The following is a 26,575-nucleotide window of genomic DNA, read 5'->3' as shown; positions in this document are numbered from 1 at the left end:
CGCCTCAATTATGTTCGTAAAGCTAATAAATAAAAGGTTATTAAATAGTAGGGTATTAGCTGGTAGAGCGACCAGTTACCTAAATCGCCCTGATTAAATAGCGTATTAATGTTCTCATTATGGCAATATTAAATGTAGATATAGAACTGCCTTGTAGGTTGGATCGTTACTTGAAGAAGTTATATCCTAGCCTTACCCAAGGGATGGTTGAGCGTGCCTTAAGGTTTAAACAGATAATGGTTAATTCTTGTAAGGTAGCGGCAAATTTGCGAATAAAGGCCGGTGATCAAATTTTTATAGAGGATAGTTTAAATTTAGAACCTCAAAAAGCTTCTGATAGGGTTTTTTCGAGTTCGGCAGTTATACTAGCCGGTAAGTTAATGAAGGATTACCTAGTTTATCAGGATGAGTGGCTTATAGCAATTAATAAGCCGGTAGGTCTTGCAACCCAAGGTGGTAGTAAAATAAGCCTATCTATAGATGATGCACTACAATATTTAAATAGCCAAGGGGCAGATTTAAAACTAGTACATAGGTTAGATAAAGATACTTCAGGTATATTACTAATCGCGAAAAATTATGCGAGTAGTATAAAATTAATGAAAGCCTTTAAGGAAAAGAATATTCAGAAAACCTATATTGCCGTAGTTTTAGGTAACCTTCCGCAACATGAAGGAGAAATTAGTGGTATGATAGGGAAGAATAGGGGAGGGGTGTATGAGACTGTGCAAAATGATGAGGAACATGGCAAATTAGCCGTAACTCGCTATAAGGTGCTTAAGAATTTAAATATAGCTAACCCGACTAATATTACTCCCAATTCACAGACGTCATTGCGAGAAGCTACTTTAGTAGCGACGAAGCAATCTAGGAAAGTGATTAGAAATGGATTGCTTCGTCGACTTACGTCTCCTCGCAATGACGCCAGTTTATTATGGCTAAATGCTAATCGGGTTAGCTGTAATGGTTTGACCAATAAGGATTTAATGCTGGTTGAGTTCACTCCTCTTACTGGTAGGATGCATCAACTTCGATTTCATGCGAAAATGCTGGGTTGTCCCATAATAGGTGATACAAAATATGGCACTCAAGAAGCAATAGCTTTATCCAAGGAAATGCTATTACATGCCAAAAGAATAATCTTACCGGAGAAAATATTTGGTAAAGAAATAATAATTAATATAGATTTACCTGGATATTTTTACCCACATCTCTTTATTCCCGCTTGAGCTGCAGCAATCCTTGCGATAGGAATACGGTATGGTGAACATGATATATAATGCAAACCAATTTTATGAAAAAACTCTATAGAATCAGGATTGCCCGCATGTTCTCCACATACGCCAAGTTTTAATGTAGGGTTGTTTTTTAGCCCACGTTTTATAGCAATTTCTATTAACTCACCAACCCCTTCCTCATCCAATTCACTAAAAGGATCAAATGCAAGGATTTTTTTTTCCAAATAGTCTGGAAAAAATGACGCTACATCATCTCTAGAAATGCCGTAAGTTGTTTGGGTTAAATCGTTGGTACCAAAGCTAAAGTAATTTACCTGCTTGGCAATTTCTCCAGCTTTTAAAGCAGCTCTTGGTAGCTCGATCATAGTACCAAGAGTAAAATCAAACTTATATTGGTTAGTATTCTCCATGTCAATGATCACATCTTGTATATGTATCTTTAAAGCTTTTAGCTCATTAACATCACTGATTAAAGGAATCATTAACTCTAGAACAATATTTATATTTTCTTCAATTTGCAATTCTCTGATAGCAGTAAAAATTGCCATTATTTGCATTTGATAAATCTCAGGATAAGAAATACCTAGGCGACATCCTCTATGTCCAAGCATGGGGTTCACTTCATATAATGCATGCAAACGTTGTTCCACAACAGATAAAGGTAGATTCATAATATCTGCTAAGCTTCTTTTATCAATCTCTGTTGTTGGCAAAAATTCATGTAAAGGAGGGTCAAGCAGTCTTATATTTACGGCTTTACCATGCATAATTCGAAATAATGCCTTAAAATCTAGAATTTGCAAGGGCAATAATTTATTTATCGCATGTTTTCTCCGTTCTATATCAGGAGCAATTATCATTTCTCGTACTAATGGAATTTTATCAGGGTCAAAAAACATATGTTCTGTTCTGCATAGTCCAATTCCACATGCTCCAAATTTCATGGAAACACCAGCGTCTAAAATAGTTTCAGCATTGGCTCTAACTTTTAAAGTAGCAAATTCATCTGCCCAATCTAGAATTGTTTGAAATTCCTTAGTAAAACTAGGCTGAATAAGTGGTACTTCCCCTAAAAAGATTTTTCCTGTTCCACCATCTACAGTTATTAAGTCACCATAATTAATAATAGTTTCCCCTATTTTAAAGAGCTGTTTTTTTTCATCTATTACCACATCACTTGCCCCGCAAACACATGGTTTTCCTAATCCTCTAGCGACTACAGCCGCATGTGATGTCATTCCACCTCTAGCTGTAAGAATACCGGCTGAAACATACATACCATTTATATCTTCAGGACTAGTATCATGGCGTACCAAAATCACTTTATGGTGATGCGACATTTTCTCTGCATCATATGGAGAAAAAACTACTATACCAGTAGCAGCCCCAGGAGATGCTGGTAGTCCCTTAGCAATGGGGCTTAGAGTATTGCTATAATCAATAGCCGTGTGCAAAAGCTGAGTTAGCGATTCCGGATCTACACGCATTATTGCTTGTTGTTTAGTAATCAGTCCTTCTTGTACCATATCCGTGGCAATTTTAATACTGGCTAAAGCTGTTCTTTTAGCAGTACGTGTTTGCAAGATATAGAATTTACCGTCTTCCACGGTGAATTCTATATCTTGTATATCTAAGTAATGTAGTTCTAACTTCTTACAAATTCCCTGTAATTGCTCAAATATTTGTGGCATAACTGTTTGCATTGAGCAGTCAAGATTATGATCGTTTGACATAATAGGGCTTGGGGTTCTTGTCCCTGACACTACATCTTCACCTTGGGCGTTTACTAAATATTCGCCAAAAAGCTTATTTTCACCAGTTGCAGGGCAACGTGAAAATACTACACCTGTTGCAGAATTATTGTTTTGATTACCAAAAACCATTGACTGTACATTAATCGCTGTACCCCAATCATTGGGTATATTATGTAGCTTTCTATAAGTTATTGCTCTATCACTTGTCCAAGATTTTAATACGGCTTTTATTGATTCTTCTAGTTGTGTATATGGATCAAAAAACGATTCACCACAATGATTAAAGATTATCTTTTTAAATTCTTCAACTATTATTCTTAGGAAATCCCCAGTAATTTCATTTTCTTGATAAATATTACATTTGCTCTTATGCATTTCAAATGCATTCTTAAATAATCCGTTTGAAACGGATAATACTGTTGATCCGTACATTTCTAAGAATCTTCGGTAGCTGTCAAGAGCAAAAATTTCATTTCCAGTACTGGATAGCACATCGCAAACTTGATCATTATACCCAAGATTAAGTATAGTATCCATCATGCCGGGCATAGAAGCTCTTGAGCCTGAACGGACGGATAGTAGTAGTGGATTTTTATGATCCCCAAAAATTTTACCAGTAGTATTTTCTAAATTTTTAACAGCTACCGCTAAGTCCTTATTAAAATTTTTAGGCAAATTGTAATTATTTTTATAAAAATAATTACAAAGTTCTGTAGTAATAGTAAAACCATCGGGAATAGGTAAATTTAAGTTAGACATTTCAGCAAGACCAGCTCCTTTACTACCGAGTATGTCTTTCATTTGGGCATTGCCTTCCCCGCCGTTAGTACCAAAATAATAGATCCATTTGTTCATAAATACCGAAACAATTTCTAATATATACTCAAATGATTTGGAGAATTGGATTTGAAAATGAATGGTGAGCAAGCGGAACGTACATAATAGTATAGTTACGCATGCGAATCCATGATATTTTCAAAAAACAATTTTTCAAAGCAGAAGAGTATAGCTATTATATAATATGGCTAGATAAGCTGCAATGTTTAAATGCCCTGTACTAGAAGATATCTCATCACTCAAGTCTTTTCCCTCACTCTCTTGATTTCTAGTTGAACAAATTTTGTACCACTCAATAATAATTCATTAAAATCAAGTTTCTGTTTTTTAGCTTTTGGTAATCCTGCCTACTTATAAATACTGGTATATTCAGGAATTTTTATTAATTTCTTTTTAGCATAATATTTTATTAATCTTCCATTAATTAGTTCAATGGTTATTTCCGCTATAGCTTCTTGATTTTCTTGTGAAATATGAATTTTCTTGAATTTATCATTATTACGTAGCCCAGCTTTATATGCTGCACTATCCTTTTTTAAGTTGCTAACTATCTTCTGAAAATTTGTAATATCAAACCCATAATCATTTATGGCAATTTTTTTATAATGTAATTTTGAGTTATTTAAGAAATTACTTAAATCAAAATTACCATATTGTACAAATTTATTAACTGTACGTTTCAAGTTACTTTTGGTAATATTGTTAATATATTGCATCATAATTGTGGTAGTGAATTTCTCTTTTTTATTATGAGTATGATTTGCCACTATTGTTTTTATAAGATTATCCAAACTAAACTGAGTATTAGTTAGGTTTTGTATTTTTAGATCTAGTACAGATGCTATTATATAGCCTCTGTCATATGGTAACTCGCTAGCTAGAGCATTATCCCAATATAATTTTGATATAGTTTCATTATCAAATAATAAGTAAGGAGAGGTATAATATTTTTGTAAAATCTTGTTATAGTTCCCTAAATATTCTTCAAATGTTACAATTCCATTAGTTAAATTAATCTTGTCAGTAAAATACTGTGTAAATCCTTCTGTAAACCACTTATATAGTGTTTCCTCTTTTTCCTTTATCAGAGTATTGCCTATCCACTTATGCAAATTTTCATGTGCCAGTAGGTGCTTAATATTAAAATCATTTACATTAAACTTCTCAGGTAATAGATACAGAACAGTATTACCGCCAATTAAAGTACCATAGAAACTATTATGTTTTCTATGGTTATTTATGAATACAAACAAATTATCATTATTCTTTGTTTCAAAGAATCTCTCTTGAGCATTTATTATTTCATACAAAAGTTTTGTTAAGCTTTCCTGTGATTTGGTATCTATACTAAAAAATATTATGTTGTTACCCTTATAATTTACATTTTGTAAGATACTATGGTTTCCAGATATAGCAAATCCCTTTGAAATTAAGCTATCTGCAGTAAGATTAAGCTTTTGTATTTTATTAGCAGCAATATTGCCAAAATTAGTAAATACATCATTATGACTAGCAAATTTAATATCTACATCTATACTTTCGCCGTTTGTATATAATTTGGGGCATATTAAGGCAAACTTATATAAAAAATAAAATCCTTGGTCGATTATGTAAGTATAATAATTTGATCCAAGTTTTTCTTGAGTATTCAATATATCATACCATACAATAATCTTTTGATTGGGTTTATGCGTTATTTTATTAGCATTTTTTATAAAAACACCATTTTCTACATGAATATTTTTTATTTGATTAGACAAATCATGTCCCCAAACTTGATGAGGAATATATAATTCTGTTTGATTTGAATTAGGAGAAGTAAATTCCAACTTAATTCTAAGCTTCTTATCCTTAGGAAAATGATAAACCTCATATGATAAGCTACCAAAAGCTTTGCTAATAAAAAAAACAAAGATGCATATTGCAAGTATCTTTAAGTTTATGTTTAATATATAGTTAGCCTATCATTTCTATTTTATCATAACATTCTATATATACAATATATATTTTGATATACAAAGTCCTTTTTTGTAAGAAAAATAGTGTTTTTTTCATAGGATAGGATTATTCTAAGATTTAAATTACTCTTATGCTAACAATATTCGTAAATAACCGAACAAATGACGTTTCACCTTAATAATTGCTGGCTTAATATTTATAAACCTAAAGGCATAAGCTCAGCAAAGCTTGTTTCTATCATTAAGAAAAACCTTTTAGGGGCTAAAGTTGGTCATTGTGGGACTTTGGATGTTGAAGCTGAAGGTGTATTACCTTTGGCAATTGGTGAAGCAACAAAATTAGTGCGAGTTCTAGTAGATGCAAAGAAAACTTACATTTTCACGGTGCAGTTTGGTAGGCAAACTGATACAGCAGATGCTGCAGGTAAAATAATAAAGGTTACTGATAATATTCCCACTTCAATTGATTGCCATAATATATGTAAAAAATTCATAGGTACAATAAAACAACGTCCTCCTGCCTTTTCTGCTATAAAAGTTAATGGTATTAGATCTTATAAATTAGCACGAGAAGATTTGGCAGTAGAATTAACTCCTCGAAATATTGAAATATATAATTTAGAATGTCTTAATTTCAACCACCAAAATAATCAAGCTAGCTATAAGGTTGAATGTTCTAAAGGGACTTATGTAAGGACTCTAGCAGAAGATATTGCTTTATCCTTGCAAAGTTTAGGATTTGTGGTAGAATTACAGCGTACTAAAGTTGGAATATTTACAGCATGCAATGCTATTAAATTAACAGAACTTGATATACAAAAGCAAGAAATGCAACAGTTTCTTGCAGAAAAAGCTATAAAGATTGAAGCAGTACTGGACGACATCCTGGTGCTTGATGCTACTACTGAGCAAGCTAAGAAAATCATTCATGGTCAGAAATGCTATTTTGATTATCCTGAAAATATTGAATTAATTTGGATTCGATATCATGGCTCTCTCTTAGCAATTGGTAGCTTGAGTGAAAATTGCTTTAATTCTTTTCGAGTATTTAACCTAACATCAGTTCGATATAAGAATTATTAATTCTTATATCGAACTGGCTTTGTTATAAGGAAAAATGCACTCTTGAAGCGGTTCTGCAAGTGCATTTTAACTTTTTTCATCATTCAATATGTGATTTTAATAATTAAAATCACATATTGAATGGAGTGTTATATTTTAACAATCAGGTGGGCAGCCGCTTCAAACCTGATTGTTTCTATATATAATACTGAATTCGATGTAACTTGTTACATCGAATTCAGGTTAACCTAATAAAAATAAACATGGAGATTAATGATGTCGATTACAGCACAGCGTAAGCAGCAATTAATTACAGAATATGCTACTAAAGAAAACGATACTGGTTCTAGTGAAGTGCAATGTGCAATTCTAACCGAAAGAATCAATAACTTAACAGGGCATTTTAAAACTAATCACAAAGATTTTTCTTCGAGAAGAGGATTATTGATGTTAGTTGGTCGTAGGCGTCGATTGTTGGATTATATCAAGAAGCAAAGTCTAAGCAGATATTTGTCGTTGATTAATAAACTAGGAATAAGAAAGTAAAATAAAGCCCGGTTAAAAAATCAAAAATTTTAGCCGGGTTTTTTGTTCATTAAATAAGGAATAAGAATGTTTGAAGAAATAACTAAAACGATAGAATTAGGTGGGAAACTACTAGAATTAACTACTGGTAAAATTGCTCGTCAAGCTGATGGAGCAGTTATGGTAAAAATGGGAGGAAGTGTCTTATTATGTACTGCCGTGAGTAGCAAAGAAGTAAAAGAAGGGATAGGATTCTTTCCTCTTACTGTACACTACAAAGAAATGGCATTTGCTGCTGGTAAAATACCTGGAGGATTTTTTAAAAGAGAAGGTAAAGGGTCAGAAAAAGAAGTATTAGTCTCACGCTTGATCGACAGACCGATTAGGCCATTATTCCACCCAGCCTTTCTTAATGAAACGCAAGTAATCTGTACTGTTCTTTCATACGATCCTGAATGTAATACGGATATATTAGCAATTATCGGAGCATCGGCTGCATTGGCTTTGTCTAGCGCCCCCTATCAAGATATAGTAGCAGCTAGCAGAGTTGGCTTGATAAATGATCAATTCATATTAAACCCTTCATTTAGCCAATTAAAGACTAGTAAATTAGACTTAGTAGTGGCAGGCACTAAGACGTCAGTTATGATGGTTGAATCTGAAGCCGATCTATTGTCCGAAGAAAAAATGTTGGAAGCTATTGAGTTTGGTCACAAGGCATTACAGCCTGTAATTGAATTGATTAATGATTTAGTAAAAAGTGCTGGGAAACCTAAATTACAGCTTGCCGATTTATTCCCTACTAGCTTAAAGGAACAAATTAGAAGCATCGCATCAGAAGATATTCAGCATGCTTTTTCTATTAAATCAAAACAAGAAAGGGTCTTAGCGGTAAAACATGTTTCTGATATAATTAAGCGACATTTTGCCGAAGATATTGCTAATAATAATCTTACTAATGCTCAGGTTGAGTTCGCTCTTAAAGAAGTAGAATCAGAAATATTACGGCAAAACGTATTAAAGAGCAATATTCGTATCGATGGTAGAAAACCGGAAGATATAAGAAACATAGCTTGTGAAGTGGCTTTGTTGCCAAAAACACATGGTTCAAGCTTGTTTACTAGAGGGGAAACACAAAGTTTAGTAGTTGCAACACTAGGTACTGGTCAAGATGAACAAATTGTTGATAGTTTAGACGAGGAATATAAAGAGCGTTTTATGCTTAACTATATTTTCCCTCCTTATTCAGTAGGCGAAGCAACCCCAGTAAGAGCTCCTGGACGTAGAGAAATAGGGCATGGTAAACTAGCATGGAGAGCCATTAACCGCATGCTGCCAACTAAAGAACAATTTCCTTATTCTATTAGAGTAGTGTCAGAAATTACCTCCTGTAATGGTTCGTCATCTATGGCTACTATTTGTGGTAGTTCAATGGCTCTAATGGATGCTGGAGTACCCATCACAACTCCTATAGCAGGTATCGCTATGGGTTTGATAAAAGAAGGTGATAAGTTTGTAGTATTATCCGATATTATGGGGGATGAAGATCATCTTGGAGATATGGATTTTAAAGTGGTTGGTGGTAAACACGGCATAACCGCATTACAAATGGATATAAAAATATCTGGAGTAACGTTTGAAATAATGAAGCATGTTTTAGTTCAAGCAAAGCTTGGTCTTGTTCATATTTTACAAGAAATGGATAAGACTATTAATAAAACCAATAACCATATTAGCCAGTATGCACCTTGTATTCAAAGTTTTAAAATTGATAAAGATAAAATTAGAGACGTCATAGGACCGGGTGGCAAAGTAATACGCGAAATTTGTGATATGACATCGGCTAAAATTGACATAAGTGACGATGGCAATGTAACTGTTTCGACTATAGGCAAAGAGAAGCTAGATATGGCTGTCGAAAAAATTAAGTCAATTGCTTTTGACCCTGAAATTGGTGGCATATTCAATGGAACTGTTGTTAAAATATTAGACTCTGGAGCGTTTATCAATTATTTAGGTAATCGTGATGGATTTATACATATTAGTGAGATTTCAAAAGAACGTATTGAATCTGTATCTAGTGTTTTAAAACATGGAGATATAGTAAAAGTTAAACTTATTGGTTTTGACAATAAAGGCAAAGCAAAATTAACCATAAAAAATATCGATGCTAAAGTTACTCAGGACGTTATAACTAATCAAAAATCTGAGTCTTATAAAGATAACAGCGATAATAATGGTAATAAACGCGAATCTGCAAAGAAATGGCAAAATAACAAAACAGCCTCCTCTAATGAAGATGAAGTTGTAACTGAGCGTAAGTATTTCAACTGATTAAGGTATTGACTCAATAAAAATACAATGCTACAAATATTAAGTACTAGGTTGTTATATCTAGATATAACAACCTAGTGAGTATACACTAAACAATTTGGCTATATATTATTGTTCAGCGTAAATATAATTAGGTTAAAATTATTTAATGGAGGTCGTAATGAGTAAAAATAATGGTGTTAGCACTACTAATGATAGTAAATTTTTGCACCTAGAGAACCGGGGGTAGAGCCAAGTTGTGTAGTACTAACCTATTCCGTTTGTAATACATTAAATTCTGCAATAGATACTATGCAATATAATGGAACAAGCGTACATTACATAATAGATAAAGAACCAAATGCTAAGAATGAGCAACAATATCAATACCATAATGATTCAAAAGAAAAAGCCTTTTATGCTGGAAAGAGTAGTTGGAAAGGGCAAGAAAAGGTTAATGACCTTGGCATAGGCATCATGTTTATTAATGATGCAAAAAGTGCTTTTACAGATTCTCAAATAACTAAAGTAATAAAATTACTTGAAGATATTAAAGTTAGATACCCAAATTGGGATAATAAGGACAATCTTGTAGGGCTGGGTGAAGTCGCTGAAAGGCACATAGCACCCGGAAAATTTTTCCCTTGGAAACAACTTGCAGATGCTGGGTTTGGTAAATTTATACCTACTACGAAAGAACAAGCAGAACACATATTAATACGAAAAGATGATGAAGGTCAAAAAGTCTCTCATGTTCAAACACAGTTAAAAGAGCATGGTTATGGTATTGAAGTTGATGGAAAATGTGGTGACAAAACCGCAACTTGGTTTGAAAAATTTAATACACGTTATGTTCTAGAGCAATCCCCTCCAAATGAATGGAGTGAGGCGAGTCAACTTGTTTTAGATGGACTTTACCCTAATCATGTAACTTTAGCAGGTGCTGTTGAGTTAGTAAGTGGCCTTGAACATGCTTAATCAGAATTGCTGTAATAAAAAAAGGTGTTCTTAGAGGACACCACCCCATAACTGTTGAAAGTTTACAAGTACCTATACCACAGCGTCTATTAGCGAGCGTAAGCGAAGCAATCTAGGAAACAATCTATAGATAAATGATGTTACTGGATTGCTTCGTCAACCTTACGGTTTCCTCGCTAATAGACGTATAGAGAAGCTGTGTTTACTAACTTTCAACAGTTGTGACCGTAGGTCGACGAAGCAATTGTAAGTTAAAAGTATCTATATGACAAGCTTCATGGATTGCCACGCTCACGTACGTTCGCTCGCAATGACGGTTTAAGCCTTACAATAGTGCTTCGCTAATAGACGGTTTTTAACTTTCAACAGTTGTGGGTGTCATCCCTGTTCCTTCGGAAGTATATTCTTCTGCTTGCTTGCCCCTCATTTTCAAATCCAATTCTTTAAATCATTTGAGTATACCAGCTTGTTCAAATAATATTTGCTTTTCGGTATTGATTACCTGTTCTATCTTGCTTGTCAATTCTCGAACATCAGATTGTTCTATTTCCTCTACAGGAATAACATTAATAATCTTTACTTGGATTACCCCTGGTTTCTTAATCCAAAAACCTTTTGGCCAGTATACCCCTGCGTTGTGAGCCATCATCACGATCGGTACTTTTGCTAGTGATGCTAATTTTACTGCACTAGGTTTAAATTTAGCATTTTGTTCTGGTCTAAATCTAGTAGATTCAGGAAAAATAACCAACCATAAACCATCTTTTATCTTTTCCTGTCCTTCTCTTAAAATTTGACTAACCGAGATATTAACATTACGGTCTACGGCAATTGGCTTAACCATTTGCAGACCCCAACCGAATAAGGGGATATTAAATAACTCTTTTTTTAATACCCAAGAATGTTCAGGTATAATTAATTGTATAAATACTTGTTCCCAACATGATTGGTGATTAGACAATACTAAAGAAGGAACAGAAGGTAATTTATCTAGACCAGAAACTTGGTATTTTAAACCACAAAAGATTCTAGCCAACCAAATAAATACATAGGAAAAAATAACTCCAATCCTATAACGTATATAATAGTTGACATTAAAAAATGTTACGGGTATGTAACATATAAGGAAGAATGTAATGGTAAATATAGCAAGTAATGCATAAAATGTTAATACTCTTAAACGCCAAAACATGGTTGGTTAATCTTAGTTGTTGATAATTAACGGGTACAATAGCATAAAATTACGTCTACATATAGATATAATTAGTAATTATTTGGGGAAATTAAATGAAAAAAACAGCTCTATCTGGAGTTCAAGTGACAGGGGCTTTGCATTTAGGAAACTATCTTGGTTCAATATCTAATTGGCTTAAGATTCAAGATGAGTACAATTGCTTATTCTTTTTAGCTGATTTGCATTCTATTACTATAGATCGCTTACCTCTTGAGCTAAACTCATCCATATTGCAAACTGTTGCTATGTATATAGCAACAGGACTTTTGCCGGAGAAAACCACTATATTTGCACAAAGTATGGTGAAGGAACATGCTGAACTTGCTTGGATATTAAATTGCGTTACCCCACTTGGTTGGCTTAAACGCATGACTCAGTTTAAAGACAAAGCTGGAAAAGACCAAGAAAGTGCTGGTTTAGGATTATTGTCTTATCCAGTATTAATGGCAGCTGATATATTATTATATAATGCTGATTGCGTCCCTGTTGGTGATGATCAAAAACAGCATTTAGAACTTACCAGAGATATTGCGGCTATTATTAATAGAAAGTTTAATCAAGAAGTTCTAAAATTACCTGAGCCATTAATTCAAAGCTCAGGAGCAAGAATAATGAGTTTAAAAGATGGTCGTAAAAAAATGAGTAAATCTGATCCATCTGATTTATCTCGTATTAATTTAAATGATAGCCGGGATCAAATTTACCAAAAAATTAAAAAATCTAAAACAGATCATTTAGCTGAAATCAGTTATGATCGTCAAAATAGACCAGAAATCAGCAATTTAATTGACATTTATTGCAGTTTATCTAGTATTAATGTTGAGACAATAGTTGAACAATACCAAAATACTGGTTTTGCTAAATTTAAGGATGATCTAGCTGATATTATCATCACAACTCTGACTCCCATTAATATTCAATATATAGAGTTAATGAAAAACCAAGATTATCTAGTAACTACACTACATGAAGGAGCGGATAAAGCTAGAATTATTGCTTCTAAAACTCTTACTGAAATCAAAAAATTATTTGGTTTTGTTGTGTAAAAACCAATTTACCCCACAATTGTTGAAAGTTAAAAAATCGTCTATTAGCGAGAAGACCGTAGGTCGACGAAGCAATTGTATGACAAGCTTCATGGGGATTGCCACGCTCACGTACGTTCGCTCGCTAATAGACGCTTTAAGCCTTACAACAGTACTTCGCTAATAGACGATTTTTTAACTTTCAACAGTTATGGGGTAACATTGAAGGCGTAAGGGCAACATCTTTTTTACCATGTAAGCTAAAGTAAAAATCCTAAAAATTAATAGTCCTCTTATCTACAGCTAGAGCCGCCTCTTTTATAGCTTCACTTAGGGTAGGATGGGCATGGCAAGTTCTCGCTATATCTTCTGAAGAAGCACCAAATTCCATAAATGCTACAAGTTCTGCAATCATAGTTCCAGCGCAAGGTCCTATTATATGTGCCCCAAGTACTTTATCAGTTATGCTATCAGCTAATATCTTCACCATCCCATCAGTAGAACCTGTGCTTCTCGCCCGACTATTTGCCAAAAATGGAAATTTACCAACTTTGTAATCAATCTTGGCTTCTTTTAGTTGTTCTTCAGTTAAACCAACACTTGCTACTTCCGGCCAAGTATAAATTACACTTGGAATAAGATTATAATTAACATGACCAGCTAGACCCGCCATAATTTCGACGGCAGCGACAGCTTCTTCTTCTGCTTTATGAGCAAGCATAGGTCCTGCAATTACATCACCAACGGCATAAATATTAGGGATTATTGTTTGGAATTGGCTATTCACCGTAATTCTGTTTTGTTTGTCCGTTTGAATTGCTAATTTATCTAGACCTAAATTTGTTGTATGGGCTTTTCTGCCGACAGCTAATAAAACTATATCAACAGTAATTTGCTCTACTAAGGAAGCAGATGTTTGTTGTATATTTAAAGTAACTTTTCCTGCTTTTTTTTCAGCAGATAGTACTTTACTATTCAGTCGCAATTCAATGGATTGTTTTTGTAGGATTTTAGTAAATTGATTAATAATTTCTTTATCTAAAGCTGGGACAATGCTATCAGCATATTCAATAACCGTTACTTTAGAACCAAGCCTATTCCATACCGAACCAAGCTCTAAACCTATATAACCACCGCCAATTACTACCATAGTTTCTGGAACTTTAGGAAGGCTCAAAGCTCCCGTTGATGAAACTATATATTCCTCATCTACAACAATATTGGGTATTTCAATAATATCAGAGCCAGTAGCAATTAAAATATTCTTAGCCGAAATCGACTCAACTGTTTTACCGTTAGTAATTTCCACAAGATTGGCTGAAATAAACTTGGCACTTCCACTAAATTTAGTGATTTTATTTTTTACAAACAAACTTTCTATACCCTTGCATAAGTCTGACACTACTTGACTTTTTTTAGTCATCATTTTTTGTAAATCAAGTTTGGTTGAGGTCATAATACCAATATCAGCACAATGGTTTGATACCTCATTAAATTTTTCAGAAAAATTTAGTAATAGTTTTGAAGGAATACATCCAACATTTAGGCAAGTACCACCAAGCGTTGACCTTTTTTCTATGCATGCAACTTTCATACCCAGCTGTGCTGCTCTTATTGCCCCTGTATAACCAGCTGGACCACTACCAATTACTATTAAATCAAATTCTTGCATATATTTTCCCTTACTTATAATAATTAATGGTATTATAAACCATAAATATACGAACACTAATAGCTAATTTGAATTTAATTTAATTATTTTTTGATTATTTTATTGTAGTAAATATTGGCAGAGTTGATGTTTTATGGTCAAAAGTGAAACTAGTACTACAACCACTTAGTTCATTTAGTTTACCTATTAAAATATCAGCAAAATCTGTATTACAGTTCTCATATTCTCTAACAGTTAGCGATAAAGTTTTGTGATCCTCAAAGCGGAATTCTATAGTAGCAAATATTTCTTTTAGTACATTTATTATTTGGTTTTTTGAATATTTATAACCTCGCCCTAAAACCCAAATTATTTCACAAACTACTATGTTATTAATAAATATAGAATCACTAACACCTGAATATTGCTCAATTAGTTTTGTAGCTTTGCTACTCTGTACTTCGTCATCTTGGATCAAATAACGAATTAAAACATTAGTATCAATTCCGATCATATCCGCTCTTAATGGCTTCATTCATATCTTCGATACTTAATGGTGTTTTTGGTTTGGGTAGTATTCCTTTTAAATTTTTAACTGGCTTATTAATTGGCACTACTATAAAAGAGTCATCTTGCATAATGAACTCTAATTTACTACCAGAAGATAAGTGTAGCTTGTTTCTAATATATGATGGGATAGTAACTTGTCCCTTACTTGTAACTGTTGAACAGTGTGCTTTCATAAGATACCATAATTCCTCAATTTCGGATTAATTTCATTAATCCGAAATTGGAATGAGAAAGTAAACAATCAGGCTTAAAGCGGTTTGACGCCTGATTGTTAAATATTTCATTTGCTAATAATCTTATTTTAAAATAAGATTATTAGCGATAATAGATTAAAATGCATTCGTAGAAGCGCTTCAAGAATGCATTTTTCTGATATTCTAGCCAGTTTTGGATTAAAATTAAAAATTTTAATCCAAAACTGAGGTTTATAATAATGTAAGGAGAAAGTAAGAGCAAGCTATAAATACTTATTTTTTCTACTGTTTTAAATTACGAGTTATTTTTATACTATTCTTACTCGGAGAGGCAATGAAGCTGATTATATTAATTTGTTCGGTAAAAGTGTTAGTATCATTGCTTAGAATAGAAAGCATTTGCTTCGATATTATGTTATGAGAGTTTTTTAATAATGCTCTAGATTCTCCAATATTCTTTAGTTCTCTAATGAAATCTAAAGGGCTTTTATAGCTCAGCTGAATATTTTCATAATCAACGATAATTTCTGTGAATCCTGCCTGTCCTAGTAAAGGTGTTACGTGATCAAAATGGATGAAAGGGGAAACATGTTGGAAGTGAGGGCGACTTAATGCTATTTCAGCTTCAATGAATTTCATTCGTAGTTCTTTTAGGCTGTTACCACCGATAAAATTACCAATAAATAGACCATTTGGTTTTAAAATACGTTTTATCTGTAACAGAAAATTTTGTACATCATTGATCCAGTGTAGACCTAAGGAAAAAGTTATTAGGTCAAAACTAGCTGCTTTAAATGGTAAGTTTTCTTCATCAATTAGTAATTTGGGAGTATGGTCAAACGATTGTAACATAGCATTTGATGTACTAGCCGCTACAATTATAGCATAGTTATAGTTCTGCACTAATAGTTTAGTTAGTATACCAGTACGACATTCTAAATCTAAAATATCAGGAAATTCTTTATCAATAATATTTAGACGCTCAATAATATCGAATGCTGCATATTTAAAAAACGCACACTCAGCGATATTATCCACCACTTTGTCACGATTAGATTTTAACTTCTCACGATCAAATATAATTGTTACCTCTAGCTAGCTCTTGGTAATACTACCAATAATATTACTCTTATATTTCCTAATATTACTTTCAAATGAAGCTCTCTGTTTATTCCTCAAAAGCATGTTTGTTGGCAGAGTAGGTGTATTATTATAATAATTGTACCCACTATACATGTTAATAGAGTTTTTATACAAATCCATATTGTTAGCAATTTTGATAACATCTTGTTTATATCTATAGCCAAACTCATGGGTGGCTGAATGGTAATGAGCAATTGCTTTGTGCCAACTACCTAACTGATCATATTTAGCTTTTAGGAATTTAGCAGCATAGGCGACATTTTTCTTAGGATTGAAAGCTTGATTTAAAGAGTTAAATGCATTTAAATGATGTTTTAAGTTGATTTGCATACATCCTACATCAATATTTTCTTTGCCTTGAATAATTTGTTTTTTTACAAATGATATTGCCTCTTTTTTAGTATTAAAATAATAGCCTTTACCTTCAATATTGACAGTCCAAGGCCAAACTACTTTAATTTTATATTCAGTATGTTTTTTGCCCGATTCTTTTAAAGCTATCGAGTGTAACGTATTAGGAGGAATTTTATGTATCTTTTCAAAGTAAGGAAACATCCTTGAGCATTTATGTGATTCAGCAATTTCTACGTCTATATTAGCATATGCCACATTAACATATAAATATAACGGAAAAAGAAACAATAAATATATGGCTAATATTGACCTAATGGACATAACATTATCATTTTACTTTATCTTTTACGCGAATTCGGGATAACAAGTTATCCCAAATTCGGCTGTATATATAGAAACAATCAGGTTTGAAGCGGTTCTACACCTGATTGTTAAAATATAATTTGCATTCAATAGATGATTTTAATAATTAAAATCATCTATTGAACGGTAAAAAAGTTAAAATGTACTCGCAGAACCGCTTCAAGAGTACATTTTTCTTTATATCACAGCTAATTCGGGATAAGAATTATAATTCTTATCCCGAATTAGGGTCTTTTGTAGCATATTAAAAATTTTCCTACAAGGCAAGTTATGTCTCGTTGTCCTATAATTTTGTCACATAAATATTTTGTTAATAGAAAAATATGTTTATTTTCATTGACTTTATTTGCATAGAGCTTTAAAAGGTTTAGTTCGACTTCCATTACGTATCTATGTTAAATAGATAGTGTTAGTTTTTAGGTAATTTTTTGTATAAAATAATGTTACCATTCAAAAGTATTTTTACTAAAATTCAGGAAATCATTTGGCCTATAGAAAGAGAGGAATTGAAACTTTTTTTGCCTATGGCATTAATGATGCTGTGTATTCTTTTTAATTTTGGAACACTTAGATCCGTTAAAGACGGATTGGTCATACCATCAATAGGAGCAGAAGTCATTAGTTTTCTAAAACTTTGGTTTGTTCTTCCTTCCTCTATATTATTTACTATAATATATGTAAAACTTAGTAATCACATACGTTTTGAATATATTTTTTATATAGTAATTTCGAGTTTTTTGCTTTTTTTCCTGATATTTGCTTATATCATTTACCCTAATCAGGACTTTTATCATCCAAATGCTGAGCAGGTAGAACATTTAGTATCATTGTATCCTAATTTTCGATGGTTTATCAAGATAATGGGTAAGTGGAGTTATGCTCTCATGTATATCTGTTCAGAATTATGGAGTGCAGTAATTATTAATCTAATGTTTTGGCAATTTGCTAATAATATTTTTGATACCAGTAAAGCGAAACGTTTCTATCCAATTTTAGGAATGGTAGGTAATGTTGGTTTGATTTTAGCTGGCAATGTATTAGTAGCTTTCTCAAATGTACGAGGGGTAGTCGATGCTCAAGTTATAATAAATGAAGATTTGCAATATAAGTCAGAACTAATGCTACAACCTGTTATTTCTATAATAGTGTTTGCCGGTATAATTTCCATGGTATTATTTAGGTTAATTAATTATTTTATTTTGAATGACAAGGTGCTAAAGGCTGATTTCCAAATAGTTCAAATACAGGCAAAAACTTCCTTATCGCTTATGGATAGTATAAGGTTGGTTATTAACTCAAAATATATTGGACGCATTGCTTTATTGATAATTTGTTATGCACTACTAATTAATATAGTAGAAGGTCCGTGGAAAGCTAAGGTAAGGGAGCTTAATCCCAATACGTTAGATTATATACATTTTATGGGTAGGTTTAATATTTGGATGGGAATTTCTAGCGTTACTTTTATGATAGTTGGTAGTAATGTGATTAGGAAATTTACTTGGTTAATTTCAGCATTATTAACACCCTTAATGCTTTTTATAACTGGCTTAATGTTTTTTATCTTTGTTATTTTCTCAGAATATATAAGTTTTGGTATAAAGGACTTTAATCCAATTTATGCGGCTGTAATTATCGGAGGAGTACAAAATATTCTAAGTAAATCAACTAAATATTCGTTATTTGATTCAACAAAGGAAATGGCATATATTCCTTTATCATCCGAACTTCGAACAAAAGGTAAAGCTGCTGTTGAGGTTATTGGTATTAAATTTGGTAAGTCTTTAGGAGCTTTTATCCAGTCTTTTATATTTATTATAGTGCCTACTGCCACATGTGATTCAATAGTAGTTTATTTACTAACAATTTTTATTATTATAGTTATTTTGTGGTTTTGGAATATAGTACAACTAAATCGTGAATATGTGAAGTTATGTAATTAGCATGCGAAAAACGTTAATATATATATCAGTTATAATTGCTGTAATCCTATTGATTTATACCATCTCATGGTTGGTAATTGTTACTTCTGTAGCTAATAAGATTAATGGGCAATATAGTAACCGTTATATCGCTGTTAATTCAATAGATAGTGAACAAAGATATTTCATTAAGTTTAATAAAGTTGCTCTCTATGGTTTTCCGTTTAAAATTGCCTTGCAAGTAATTGGTTGGCATGAAGAGGGAGAAAATAGTATAATTGAATTTAATTCCCCGATTTATATAGGTTATGATTTACTGAAACAGGCTTGCTTTGTTAGTTATTTTGGTAACGCAACAGGTCGCTATAAACCTATTGATTTGGGATTTGGTACAAGATTCGAAAGTGGTAATTATTCTTTTATAGCAAAAATTCCTTTAAGCTTTAAGTTACTTAAGGTTTTTATACAAAAAAAAGATCCGTTTGAAATTATAAATTTTATAAAAGAATTGGAATTAACATCTGACAAGACAAAAATTTTTGATTTAGTTGACGGGCAAAAACTATATGATGAAGATCATACAATTATTTCATTTTCACTAGAAAAGAATAAATACTATACTGATATAGAAGATTTTAAAAATAATGTGCCACAAAAATTAAATATCGCTTATTCAACAAAAATATTAGAAAGTAATATTATAAACAGAAGAATACCAGCTGGTCTTTTATTATATAGATTTGCTTGGCCGATGCCTTTTAGTTTTGAAGGTAAGTTTTATATAAAAACTAATAAATCTTTATATAGTGAGTTTGCTAAAGATTTAGAAATAAAAATGATATCAAGCAAGTTCTCAAGTAGTATTCAAGAATCCTTGACTACTTTATTGTATCAAAGTAAAGTAGAAGAAGGTAGCAATGATAGTCATCTTAAGGTTGAATCAAAAATTGATTTGAAGCTAGGATTTTCCGATAATATATTGAATTCTATACAGTACTTATTGTCATATATATCGCTACTTCCTAATAGTTCATCTTTAATAGAAGAATTACAATATATTAACAGTAATAAAGATAAATTCAACTTGACTGAATTAGAGGATCATCAATATATTTTTGATTTAGATATAGATTTTCTTGCTAGAAAACAAGATATAATGAGAGCTCAAATAAATAATCTTAGTTTGTTTTCTAATAATACCGGATTTCGATTATCAAGCGAATGCAGGCTAGATGCATTTAGAAAATTTGATATTAAGGGACTTGTTGTCTTCAATAATTATTTAAAGGCAACGGATATTATAACCAATTATTTCTTTAACTTGGGTAGGTTTAAAACATTCTCAGAAGATAGTCGTATTGTATACAAAGAAGGTACGAAGTATTTTTTAAAAACCATATCAGATCATCCTGATTCTAACTCAGGTGACATAAGTTTTGAGTATAAATTAGATTCAAGTAATATAGAAAAAGGCAAAATAGGTTCCGTAGACTTTAATAAATTTTTGCCATTATATTATCTAGCATTATACAAAAAAGCCTCGGAAAAAATACATATTGGTGATAATGTAACAAAAAGGATACAAGAACTAGTACCTGATTTTAATGAGCATCATTCATTGTTAAAACAATTAATGATCCAGCCTTTTTTGGAGGTTGATAGTGATGTTTGGCAGGAAATCATAAAATAACCTGAATTCGATGTAACTTGTTACATCGAATTCAGTATTATATATAGAAATAATCAGGTTTGAAGCGGTTCTACACCTGATTGTTAAAATATAATACTCCATTCAATATGTGATTTTAATAATTAAAATCACATATTGAATGATGAAAAAAGTTAAAATGCACCCGCGTCAGCCGCTTCAAGAGTGCATTTTTCCTTATAACAAAGCAAGTATCGATATAAGAATTATTAATTCTTATATCGAACTGAGGTTAAAATAGCATTAGAGATGTAAATTGGATACTATAAAAATAATACATAAAGATTTAGCAGTAGAACTGTCTAGCTTAAATAAACTTATTCTGACCCACTTAGCTGCCAAAGAACCACTAGTTGGCGTAGTAGGTAAATATTTATTGGAATTTGGTGGAAAGAGAATACGGCCATTACTAACAATTTTAACTAGTAAAATGTTTGGTTATGTCGGTGAAGATAATATAAAACTTGCTGGGGCTGTAGAATTTATTCATGCAGCAACTTTACTTCATGACGATGTAGTAGATGAAAGTACAATGAGAAGATCCAAACCTACTGCTAACGTTGTTTGGAGGAGTAAGGCTAGTATTCTAGTTGGAGATTTTTTATTTAGTCAATCATTTCAACTAATGGTAGATACCAAATCTGTTAAAGCTATGAAATCTTTATCAAGAGCTTCAGCAATTATATCAGAAGGTGAAGTTTCTCAGCTTGTGAAATTGAATCAGCGGAGAATTATTGACGAAACAGAATATAATGAAATAATTATGGCTAAAACGGCAGAGTTATTTGGAGTATCTTGTGAAGTAGGAGCAATTATTTCTAGTCAATCTAACGAGATTTGTGAAAGTTTACAAAAATTTGGTAGATATTTAGGAAATATTTTCCAAATTATTGATGATTTATTTGATTATTTAGGAAATAGTCATGATATGGGCAAGAATATAGGTGATGATTTTTTAGAAGGAAAAATAACTCTACCCCTAATCTTTTTATATAAGAAGCTTGATGATACCGGGCAATTAACAGTTCAGAAAATGATTAAGGCGGATAATAGATCTGAGAGTGAATTTGAGATAATACGAAGTTTGATGATACAACATGGTATTAAGCAACAAATTATCGACCATCTAACAAACATTAAGAATGAGGCTAGTAATTTATTGGAGCAAATCCCTATACAGAATATTTATAAAGATCATTTAGCTTCTTTACTTGAGTTTACGTTAAATAGGTCTTATTAACCTCAGTTTTGGATTAAAATTTTTAATTTTAATCCAAAACTGGCTAGAATATCAGAAAAATGCATTCTTGAAGCGGTTCTACGAATGCATTTTAATCTATTATCGCTAATAATCTTATTTTTATTGGTATAAAAATAAGATTATTAGCAAATGAAATATTTAACAATCAGGCGTCAAACCGCTTTAAGCCTGATTGTTTACATTCTCATTCCAATTTCGGATTAATGAAATTAATCCGAAATTGAGGTTATTAGGTTATGTTGCCAAGATTTATGCGATAATAATAATTTAACCTGAGTTCGATACAACATTACCGTACCTCATACGTCATACCTAGTTACAATTAAATCTGATCTTCAAACTTTTACGATTAATATGCAAAATATTCCAACCAATATTGAACATCTTTCTGAATCAGAGGTAGAAAACTTACTAAAACAACTGGCAAGTGAGATAGAAAAATATAATAAAGCATATCACCAAGAAGATACTCCTCTGATTTCTGATGCTGAATATGATCAATTATTTAATTTAAATCTTGAACTTGAAAAAAAATTTCCTCATCTTGTGCTGGCAAATAGTCCAACTAAACAAATCGGTAGCCTAGCTGCAGAGAAATTTTCTAAAGTAAAACATATAAATCCAATGTTTTCTCTTAGTAATGCATTTGATAATGAGGATGTATCAGAATTTATAAATAGAATAAAGAATTTCTTACGTCTTGATAGTTTTCAACCTATCTTTTGCGAACCTAAAATAGACGGTCTATCTTTTTCTGCTACCTATAAGAATGGCATACTCACCACTGCTGCGACAAGAGGTGATGGTTTTATTGGAGAAGATATAACTGAAAATATTAAGACTATCAAGAATTTCCCTCATTCAATAGTATCAAGCCCCGAAATTTTGGAAGTACGAGGTGAGGTCTATATTAATAAAAATGATTTCCTATTATTAAATCAAGTACAGGAATTATATGGGAAAGATAAGTTTGCAAATCCACGTAATGCTGCTGCCGGATCATTAAGGCAGTTAGATCCAAACATTACAGCAAGTAGACCTCTACAATATTTTGTTTATGCCGTAGGAAGTAGTAGTAGCAAAATAGCTGGTTCTCAAGATGCTTTATTACATAAACTGAAAGATATAGGATTTATTGTTAATAATATAGGAAAATTAGCGTATTCTGAAGATGATCTGAAATTTTTCTACGAATATTTGAATTCATCTAGAGATCAATTGCCTTATGAAATTGATGGTGTTGTGTATAAGTTAAATGATTTTGCTTTGCAGCAAAGAATGGGGTTTATTGCAAGAAGTCCAAGATTTGCTATTGCTCATAAATTCCCTGCAATAGTTGGTCAAACTAAACTAATTAATATTACTCTACAAGTAGGTAGGACAGGTGTATTAACGCCTGTTGCTGAGTTAGAGCCGCTTTCTATTGGGGGAGTTAGGGTATCAAGAGCTACATTACATAATTATCAGGAAATCATAAGGAAAGATATAAGGATCAATGATTATGTGTTTTTGCAGAGGGCAGGTGATGTCATACCTCAAATTATTGCCATAGATTTTACTCGACGTTCTAGTGAATCACAAAAAATCGATATACCAAAACTTTGCCCATCTTGTGGTTCTCATTTACATTATAATCAAGAGACAATAATAATTCGTTGTGATAATGGGTTAAATTGCCCTGCTCAGAATTACGAACGAATTTGTCATTTTACCTCTAAAAATGCTTTAGATATAGACGGTTTAGGAAAAAAGCAAATAGAATTTCTACTGAAAGAGTCTTTAATAAAAAATCCAGTGGATATTTTTTATTTACAAAATAATAATGAAAAAAGCTTAGTCAAGCTTGAAAATATGATAGGATGGGGGCGAAGATCTGTAGAAAACTTATTCGCAAACATCGACAAAGCTAAAAATGTTTCCTTAAACAGATTCATTTATTCCTTAGGAATTAGGCATATTGGCGAACAAAATGCCAAATTACTTGCTCGAGAATTTCAGAATTATGGTAATTTTATAGAAGCTATGGAATCTTTATTAAAGGGTGATCAGCCTATGTACCAAAGGTTAAATGATCTAGAAGGAATAGGAGATAAAATTTTGGTGGATATTATCGACTTCTTTGATATTAAAGAAAATCTACAAATTATTCATCAGCTAAGTAAAATTTTAGAAATTCAAGACTATAGTGGTCAAACCCTTAAAACCGCATTAACTGGCAAAGTTGTGGTATTTACCGGTTCTCTACTCACTCTTTCAAGAGCAGAAGCAAAATCTCAGGCAGAGAAGTTAGGAGCTAAAGTAAGTAGTAGTGTTTCGTCTGCTACTGCTTTAGTGGTAGCGGGTAGAGATGCCGGTAGTAAACTCAGAAAAGCTAAGGAGCTTGGAATTAAAATTATTGATGAAGACGAGTGGTTGGAGTTAGTATATACTAATTCTCCCACATCAATCCAATAAAGTACCTAGGGGGATTTGTACTCCACGTATAAATTCTTCAACGTTTAAAGCTTTTCTTCCTTCTTGCTGTAATTTTTTGATAATCAAAGTACCCTTACCACAAGCTATCTCTAAGACACTATTATTAACCACAGTACCAGGCGGCAATTTAACATCCAAATCATTATAATACGCTTCTAGGATCTTTATAACTTTACCTCTATATTCAAAATATATTCCAGGCCATGGATTCATACCGCGAATTCTACAATCTATTTTGTAAGCGGTCTCATACCAATCGATCTTTCCTTCTTCTTTCTTGAGTTTATGAGCATAAGTTACTCCATCTTTATCTTGGACAATCCTTGGTAAGTTATCAATATTATCTAAAGTTTTAACCAATAAATTAGCCCCTATTTCTGCACATTGGTCATGCAAAATTGGTAAAGTTATTCTAGGAGAGAGTGAAAACGAATGCTGCAATATAATATCACCAGTATCTAGGTCCTCATCCATCTGCATTATGCATACAGAAGTTTCAGGGTCTCCCTCTATAATAGTACGCTGCAATGGGGCCGCTCCCCTATGACGTGGTAAACTTGAGGGATGGATATTAAGACATCCATATTTTTTGGCTTGTAGGATAGCTTGTGGTATCAAAAACCCATAAGCAACTACTACTATTATATCTGCATCAATTGAATTAATTAAATTGGTTATTTCTTCGGTTCTCAAGGTTTTAGGGGTATAAGTTGGAATATCATATTTTGATGCCAAACTATGGATAGGTGATGCTACCTCATTTAGTCCCCTTCCTTTAGATTTTGCAGCTTGAGTGAATACGGCAACCACTTGGTGATCTTTGCTGTTAATTAAACTCTTAAGAGTAGGTACAGCAAATTCTGGCGTACCCATAAAAATTACTTTCACAAAATATTATTTTTTAGCTTTTTTAATTTACGTAATGCTACGTCCTTTTTTATATCACTTAAATAATCAATTAGTAGCCTACCATCTAAATGATCCATTTCATGTTGAATAACCCTAGCAAGCCAACCATCAGCTTTTAATTCTTGCTGGATATTATTATAATCTAAGAATCTTATAGTTATAGACTCAGACCTTGCTACCTCGACCTGTTGCTCCGGTAAAGATAAACACCCTTCTACTGCCACAACTAATTCTTTAGATTTGTCTATTATCTTCGGGTCAGCGATAAATAATGGATAAAAACCAACTGGTCTTTCTGTATCATCATTATTCTGCAAATCAACTACCAATATACGTTTAGCTATTCCAATCTGAATGGCAGCTAACCCCACACCACGATCATGATACATAGTTTCAACCATGTTATCCATCAACTTTCTTATAGTATCATCGATTATACTTACTGGTAAAGATTTTTGTTTTAATCTTGAATCTGGAGCAGTAACAATAGGTAACACAGACATAGTACTTTAAAACCATAAATTATTTATATACTCAGGTAGAATTTCAAGAATTAAGGTCGTCGTGTCTAAAGCACAACTGTTGAAAGTTAAAAAATCGTCTATTAGCGAGGAGACTGTAGGTCGACGAAGCAATTATATGACAAGCTTCATGGATTGCCGCGTTCACATACTTTCGCTCGCTAATAGACGGTTTAAGCCTTACAACAAGCTTTGCTAATAGACGGTTTTTTAACTTTCAACAGTTGTGGTGTCTAAAGAACTCCGCTGCTCACGTACTAAATGTACACCTAGTTCGCTTGTCCCTCATTTTCAAATCCAATTCGTAGGATCATTCGAATATACCAAAACATTTATATTGTACCACAAAATAACCAATGAGTCTAGTGTGAGCTATTTGCTAGCGAACGAAAAAAAGATGTGGGTAATAGTAAGCTACGCAGGGCTGATATCCTCCTAATGGGGATGATTACTTGAGCCTAGTATTAACTTGTTGCATCGAATTCAGGTTAAATTATTAAGAAAGTTTAAAATATTTACACTTTTTTACCCTGAAACTATTAGTACACGCATAAAAATCATTATACTTCTTAGGTTCTGC

Annotated in this window: 20 protein-coding genes; 10 read left to right on the top strand and 10 right to left on the bottom strand. The window is 32.4% G+C overall.

The annotated features are described in order from the left end of the window. Window positions 1-119 precede the first annotated feature (119 nt). A complete protein-coding gene (locus tag AAHN03_RS01135) occupies window positions 120-1,229 on the top strand; it encodes an RluA family pseudouridine synthase (protein WP_342278832.1) in 1,110 nt (369 codons plus the stop codon). Here the strand turns inward: AAHN03_RS01135 and ppdK are convergent. Together ppdK and AAHN03_RS01125 are read right to left on the bottom strand one after the other, a co-directional pair. Continuing rightward, window positions 1,202-3,847 carry a pyruvate, phosphate dikinase gene (gene ppdK, locus AAHN03_RS01130; RefSeq protein ID WP_342278831.1) on the bottom strand — a complete coding sequence of 882 codons (2,646 nt, stop codon included), beginning with the start codon at window positions 3,845-3,847 and terminating at the stop codon, window positions 1,202-1,204. The two genes, AAHN03_RS01135 and ppdK, sit on opposite strands and share 28 nt — an antisense overlap. A 329-nt stretch (window positions 3,848-4,176) precedes the next feature. Next, entirely contained in the window at window positions 4,177-5,658 is a 1,482-nt protein-coding gene (locus tag AAHN03_RS01125; RefSeq protein ID WP_342278830.1) for a hypothetical protein, read from the bottom strand. 291 nt (window positions 5,659-5,949) lie between these two features. Here AAHN03_RS01125 and truB point away from each other — a divergent pair, with 291 nt between their 5' ends. From truB to AAHN03_RS01105, 4 genes are all read left to right on the top strand, one after another. Beyond that, complete coding sequence (gene truB, locus AAHN03_RS01120) at window positions 5,950-6,870, top strand: tRNA pseudouridine(55) synthase TruB (protein WP_342278829.1); 921 nt, start codon at window positions 5,950-5,952, stop codon at window positions 6,868-6,870. Window positions 6,871-7,125: 255 nt separating this feature from the next. After that, window positions 7,126-7,395: a 30S ribosomal protein S15 gene (gene rpsO / locus AAHN03_RS01115; RefSeq protein ID WP_341758004.1), complete on the top strand. Its 270-nt coding sequence runs from the start codon at window positions 7,126-7,128 to the stop codon at window positions 7,393-7,395. 66 nt (window positions 7,396-7,461) lie between these two features. Continuing rightward, window positions 7,462-9,708 carry a polyribonucleotide nucleotidyltransferase gene (pnp, locus tag AAHN03_RS01110; RefSeq protein WP_342278828.1) on the top strand — a complete coding sequence of 749 codons (2,247 nt, stop codon included), beginning with the start codon at window positions 7,462-7,464 and terminating at the stop codon, window positions 9,706-9,708. Between the two features lie 291 nt (window positions 9,709-9,999). Beyond that, window positions 10,000-10,665: an N-acetylmuramoyl-L-alanine amidase gene (locus AAHN03_RS01105; protein WP_342278827.1), complete on the top strand. Its 666-nt coding sequence runs from the start codon at window positions 10,000-10,002 to the stop codon at window positions 10,663-10,665. A gap of 448 nt (window positions 10,666-11,113) precedes the next feature. On the opposite strand, the gene AAHN03_RS01100 is transcribed toward AAHN03_RS01105, so the two are convergent. Continuing rightward, entirely contained in the window at window positions 11,114-11,857 is a 744-nt protein-coding gene (locus AAHN03_RS01100) for a lysophospholipid acyltransferase family protein (RefSeq protein ID WP_341762076.1), read from the bottom strand. A gap of 95 nt (window positions 11,858-11,952) precedes the next feature. Here AAHN03_RS01100 and trpS point away from each other — a divergent pair, with 95 nt between their 5' ends. Beyond that, window positions 11,953-12,945 carry a tryptophan--tRNA ligase gene (trpS, locus tag AAHN03_RS01095; RefSeq protein ID WP_342278826.1) on the top strand — a complete coding sequence of 331 codons (993 nt, stop codon included), beginning with the start codon at window positions 11,953-11,955 and terminating at the stop codon, window positions 12,943-12,945. Window positions 12,946-13,198: 253 nt separating this feature from the next. On the opposite strand, the gene lpdA is transcribed toward trpS, so the two are convergent. From lpdA to AAHN03_RS01070, 5 genes are all read right to left on the bottom strand, one after another. Continuing rightward, the gene (lpdA, locus tag AAHN03_RS01090; RefSeq protein ID WP_342278825.1) at window positions 13,199-14,596 is read right to left on the bottom strand and encodes a dihydrolipoyl dehydrogenase; all 1,398 of its coding nucleotides are present in this window, start codon (window positions 14,594-14,596) and stop codon (window positions 13,199-13,201) included. Window positions 14,597-14,690: 94 nt separating this feature from the next. Then, on the bottom strand, window positions 14,691-15,089 hold the full coding sequence (locus AAHN03_RS01085) for a type II toxin-antitoxin system VapC family toxin (protein ID WP_342278824.1): 399 nt from the start codon (window positions 15,087-15,089) through the stop codon (window positions 14,691-14,693). Beyond that, a complete protein-coding gene (locus tag AAHN03_RS01080; protein ID WP_341762081.1) occupies window positions 15,076-15,318 on the bottom strand; it encodes an AbrB/MazE/SpoVT family DNA-binding domain-containing protein in 243 nt (80 codons plus the stop codon). The genes AAHN03_RS01085 and AAHN03_RS01080 overlap by 14 nt, the downstream gene beginning before the upstream one ends. A 303-nt stretch (window positions 15,319-15,621) precedes the next feature. Further along, window positions 15,622-16,311 (bottom strand): methyltransferase domain-containing protein, encoded by a 690-nt coding sequence (locus AAHN03_RS01075; protein WP_342279229.1) that lies wholly within the window; start codon window positions 16,309-16,311, stop codon window positions 15,622-15,624. A gap of 123 nt (window positions 16,312-16,434) precedes the next feature. After that, entirely contained in the window at window positions 16,435-17,157 is a 723-nt protein-coding gene (locus AAHN03_RS01070; RefSeq protein WP_342278823.1) for a transglycosylase SLT domain-containing protein, read from the bottom strand. Window positions 17,158-17,639: 482 nt separating this feature from the next. Between AAHN03_RS01070 and AAHN03_RS01065 the strand changes: the two genes are divergently transcribed. The 4 genes from AAHN03_RS01065 to ligA all read left to right on the top strand — a co-directional run bounded on the left by AAHN03_RS01065 (window position 17,640) and on the right by ligA (window position 24,544). After that, window positions 17,640-19,142: an Npt1/Npt2 family nucleotide transporter gene (locus tag AAHN03_RS01065; RefSeq protein ID WP_342279228.1), complete on the top strand. Its 1,503-nt coding sequence runs from the start codon at window positions 17,640-17,642 to the stop codon at window positions 19,140-19,142. A 1-nt stretch (window position 19,143) separates the two neighbouring features. Then, window positions 19,144-20,811, top strand: coding sequence for a hypothetical protein (locus tag AAHN03_RS01060; RefSeq protein ID WP_342278822.1), 1,668 nt, complete (start codon window positions 19,144-19,146; stop codon window positions 20,809-20,811). Between the two features lie 274 nt (window positions 20,812-21,085). Beyond that, on the top strand, window positions 21,086-22,069 hold the full coding sequence (locus AAHN03_RS01055; protein WP_342278821.1) for a polyprenyl synthetase family protein: 984 nt from the start codon (window positions 21,086-21,088) through the stop codon (window positions 22,067-22,069). Between the two features lie 375 nt (window positions 22,070-22,444). Beyond that, the gene (ligA, locus tag AAHN03_RS01050) at window positions 22,445-24,544 is read left to right on the top strand and encodes an NAD-dependent DNA ligase LigA (protein ID WP_342278820.1); all 2,100 of its coding nucleotides are present in this window, start codon (window positions 22,445-22,447) and stop codon (window positions 24,542-24,544) included. Here the strand turns inward: ligA and fmt are convergent. Together fmt and def are read right to left on the bottom strand one after the other, a co-directional pair. After that, the gene (gene fmt, locus AAHN03_RS01045) at window positions 24,533-25,453 is read right to left on the bottom strand and encodes a methionyl-tRNA formyltransferase (protein ID WP_342278819.1); all 921 of its coding nucleotides are present in this window, start codon (window positions 25,451-25,453) and stop codon (window positions 24,533-24,535) included. The two genes, ligA and fmt, sit on opposite strands and share 12 nt — an antisense overlap. Continuing rightward, window positions 25,450-25,977 carry a peptide deformylase gene (def, locus tag AAHN03_RS01040; protein ID WP_342278818.1) on the bottom strand — a complete coding sequence of 176 codons (528 nt, stop codon included), beginning with the start codon at window positions 25,975-25,977 and terminating at the stop codon, window positions 25,450-25,452. The genes fmt and def overlap by 4 nt, the downstream gene beginning before the upstream one ends. Between the last annotated feature and the right edge of the window lie 598 nt (window positions 25,978-26,575).

It is taken from the genome of Candidatus Tisiphia endosymbiont of Myopa tessellatipennis (genome assembly GCF_964031105.1).
Taxonomy (GTDB): Bacteria; Pseudomonadota; Alphaproteobacteria; order Rickettsiales; family Rickettsiaceae; genus Tisiphia.
This window is presented reverse-complemented; position numbering and strand designations above follow the sequence as displayed.

Excerpts from the sequence above, each read along its gene's own strand:
- AAHN03_RS01085 (WP_342278824.1), bottom strand. The coding sequence starts at position 15,089 with ATGATCGGAATTGATACTAATGTTTTAATTCGTTATTTGATCCAAGAT.
- truB (WP_342278829.1), top strand. The coding sequence starts at position 5,950 with ATGACGTTTCACCTTAATAATTGCTGGCTTAATATTTATAAACCTAAA.
- AAHN03_RS01100 (WP_341762076.1), bottom strand. The coding sequence starts at position 11,857 with ATGTTTTGGCGTTTAAGAGTATTAACATTTTATGCATTACTTGCTATA.
- AAHN03_RS01135 (WP_342278832.1), top strand. The coding sequence starts at position 120 with ATGGCAATATTAAATGTAGATATAGAACTGCCTTGTAGGTTGGATCGT.
- trpS (WP_342278826.1), top strand. The coding sequence starts at position 11,953 with ATGAAAAAAACAGCTCTATCTGGAGTTCAAGTGACAGGGGCTTTGCAT.
- ligA (WP_342278820.1), top strand. The coding sequence starts at position 22,445 with ATGCAAAATATTCCAACCAATATTGAACATCTTTCTGAATCAGAGGTA.
- AAHN03_RS01080 (WP_341762081.1), bottom strand. The coding sequence starts at position 15,318 with ATGAAAGCACACTGTTCAACAGTTACAAGTAAGGGACAAGTTACTATC.
- AAHN03_RS01060 (WP_342278822.1), top strand. The coding sequence starts at position 19,144 with ATGCGAAAAACGTTAATATATATATCAGTTATAATTGCTGTAATCCTA.
- def (WP_342278818.1), bottom strand. The coding sequence starts at position 25,977 with ATGTCTGTGTTACCTATTGTTACTGCTCCAGATTCAAGATTAAAACAA.
- rpsO (WP_341758004.1), top strand. The coding sequence starts at position 7,126 with ATGTCGATTACAGCACAGCGTAAGCAGCAATTAATTACAGAATATGCT.
- AAHN03_RS01105 (WP_342278827.1), top strand. The coding sequence starts at position 10,000 with ATGCAATATAATGGAACAAGCGTACATTACATAATAGATAAAGAACCA.
- pnp (WP_342278828.1), top strand. The coding sequence starts at position 7,462 with ATGTTTGAAGAAATAACTAAAACGATAGAATTAGGTGGGAAACTACTA.
- lpdA (WP_342278825.1), bottom strand. The coding sequence starts at position 14,596 with ATGCAAGAATTTGATTTAATAGTAATTGGTAGTGGTCCAGCTGGTTAT.
- AAHN03_RS01070 (WP_342278823.1), bottom strand. The coding sequence starts at position 17,157 with ATGTCCATTAGGTCAATATTAGCCATATATTTATTGTTTCTTTTTCCG.
- ppdK (WP_342278831.1), bottom strand. The coding sequence starts at position 3,847 with ATGAACAAATGGATCTATTATTTTGGTACTAACGGCGGGGAAGGCAAT.
- AAHN03_RS01065 (WP_342279228.1), top strand. The coding sequence starts at position 17,640 with ATGTTACCATTCAAAAGTATTTTTACTAAAATTCAGGAAATCATTTGG.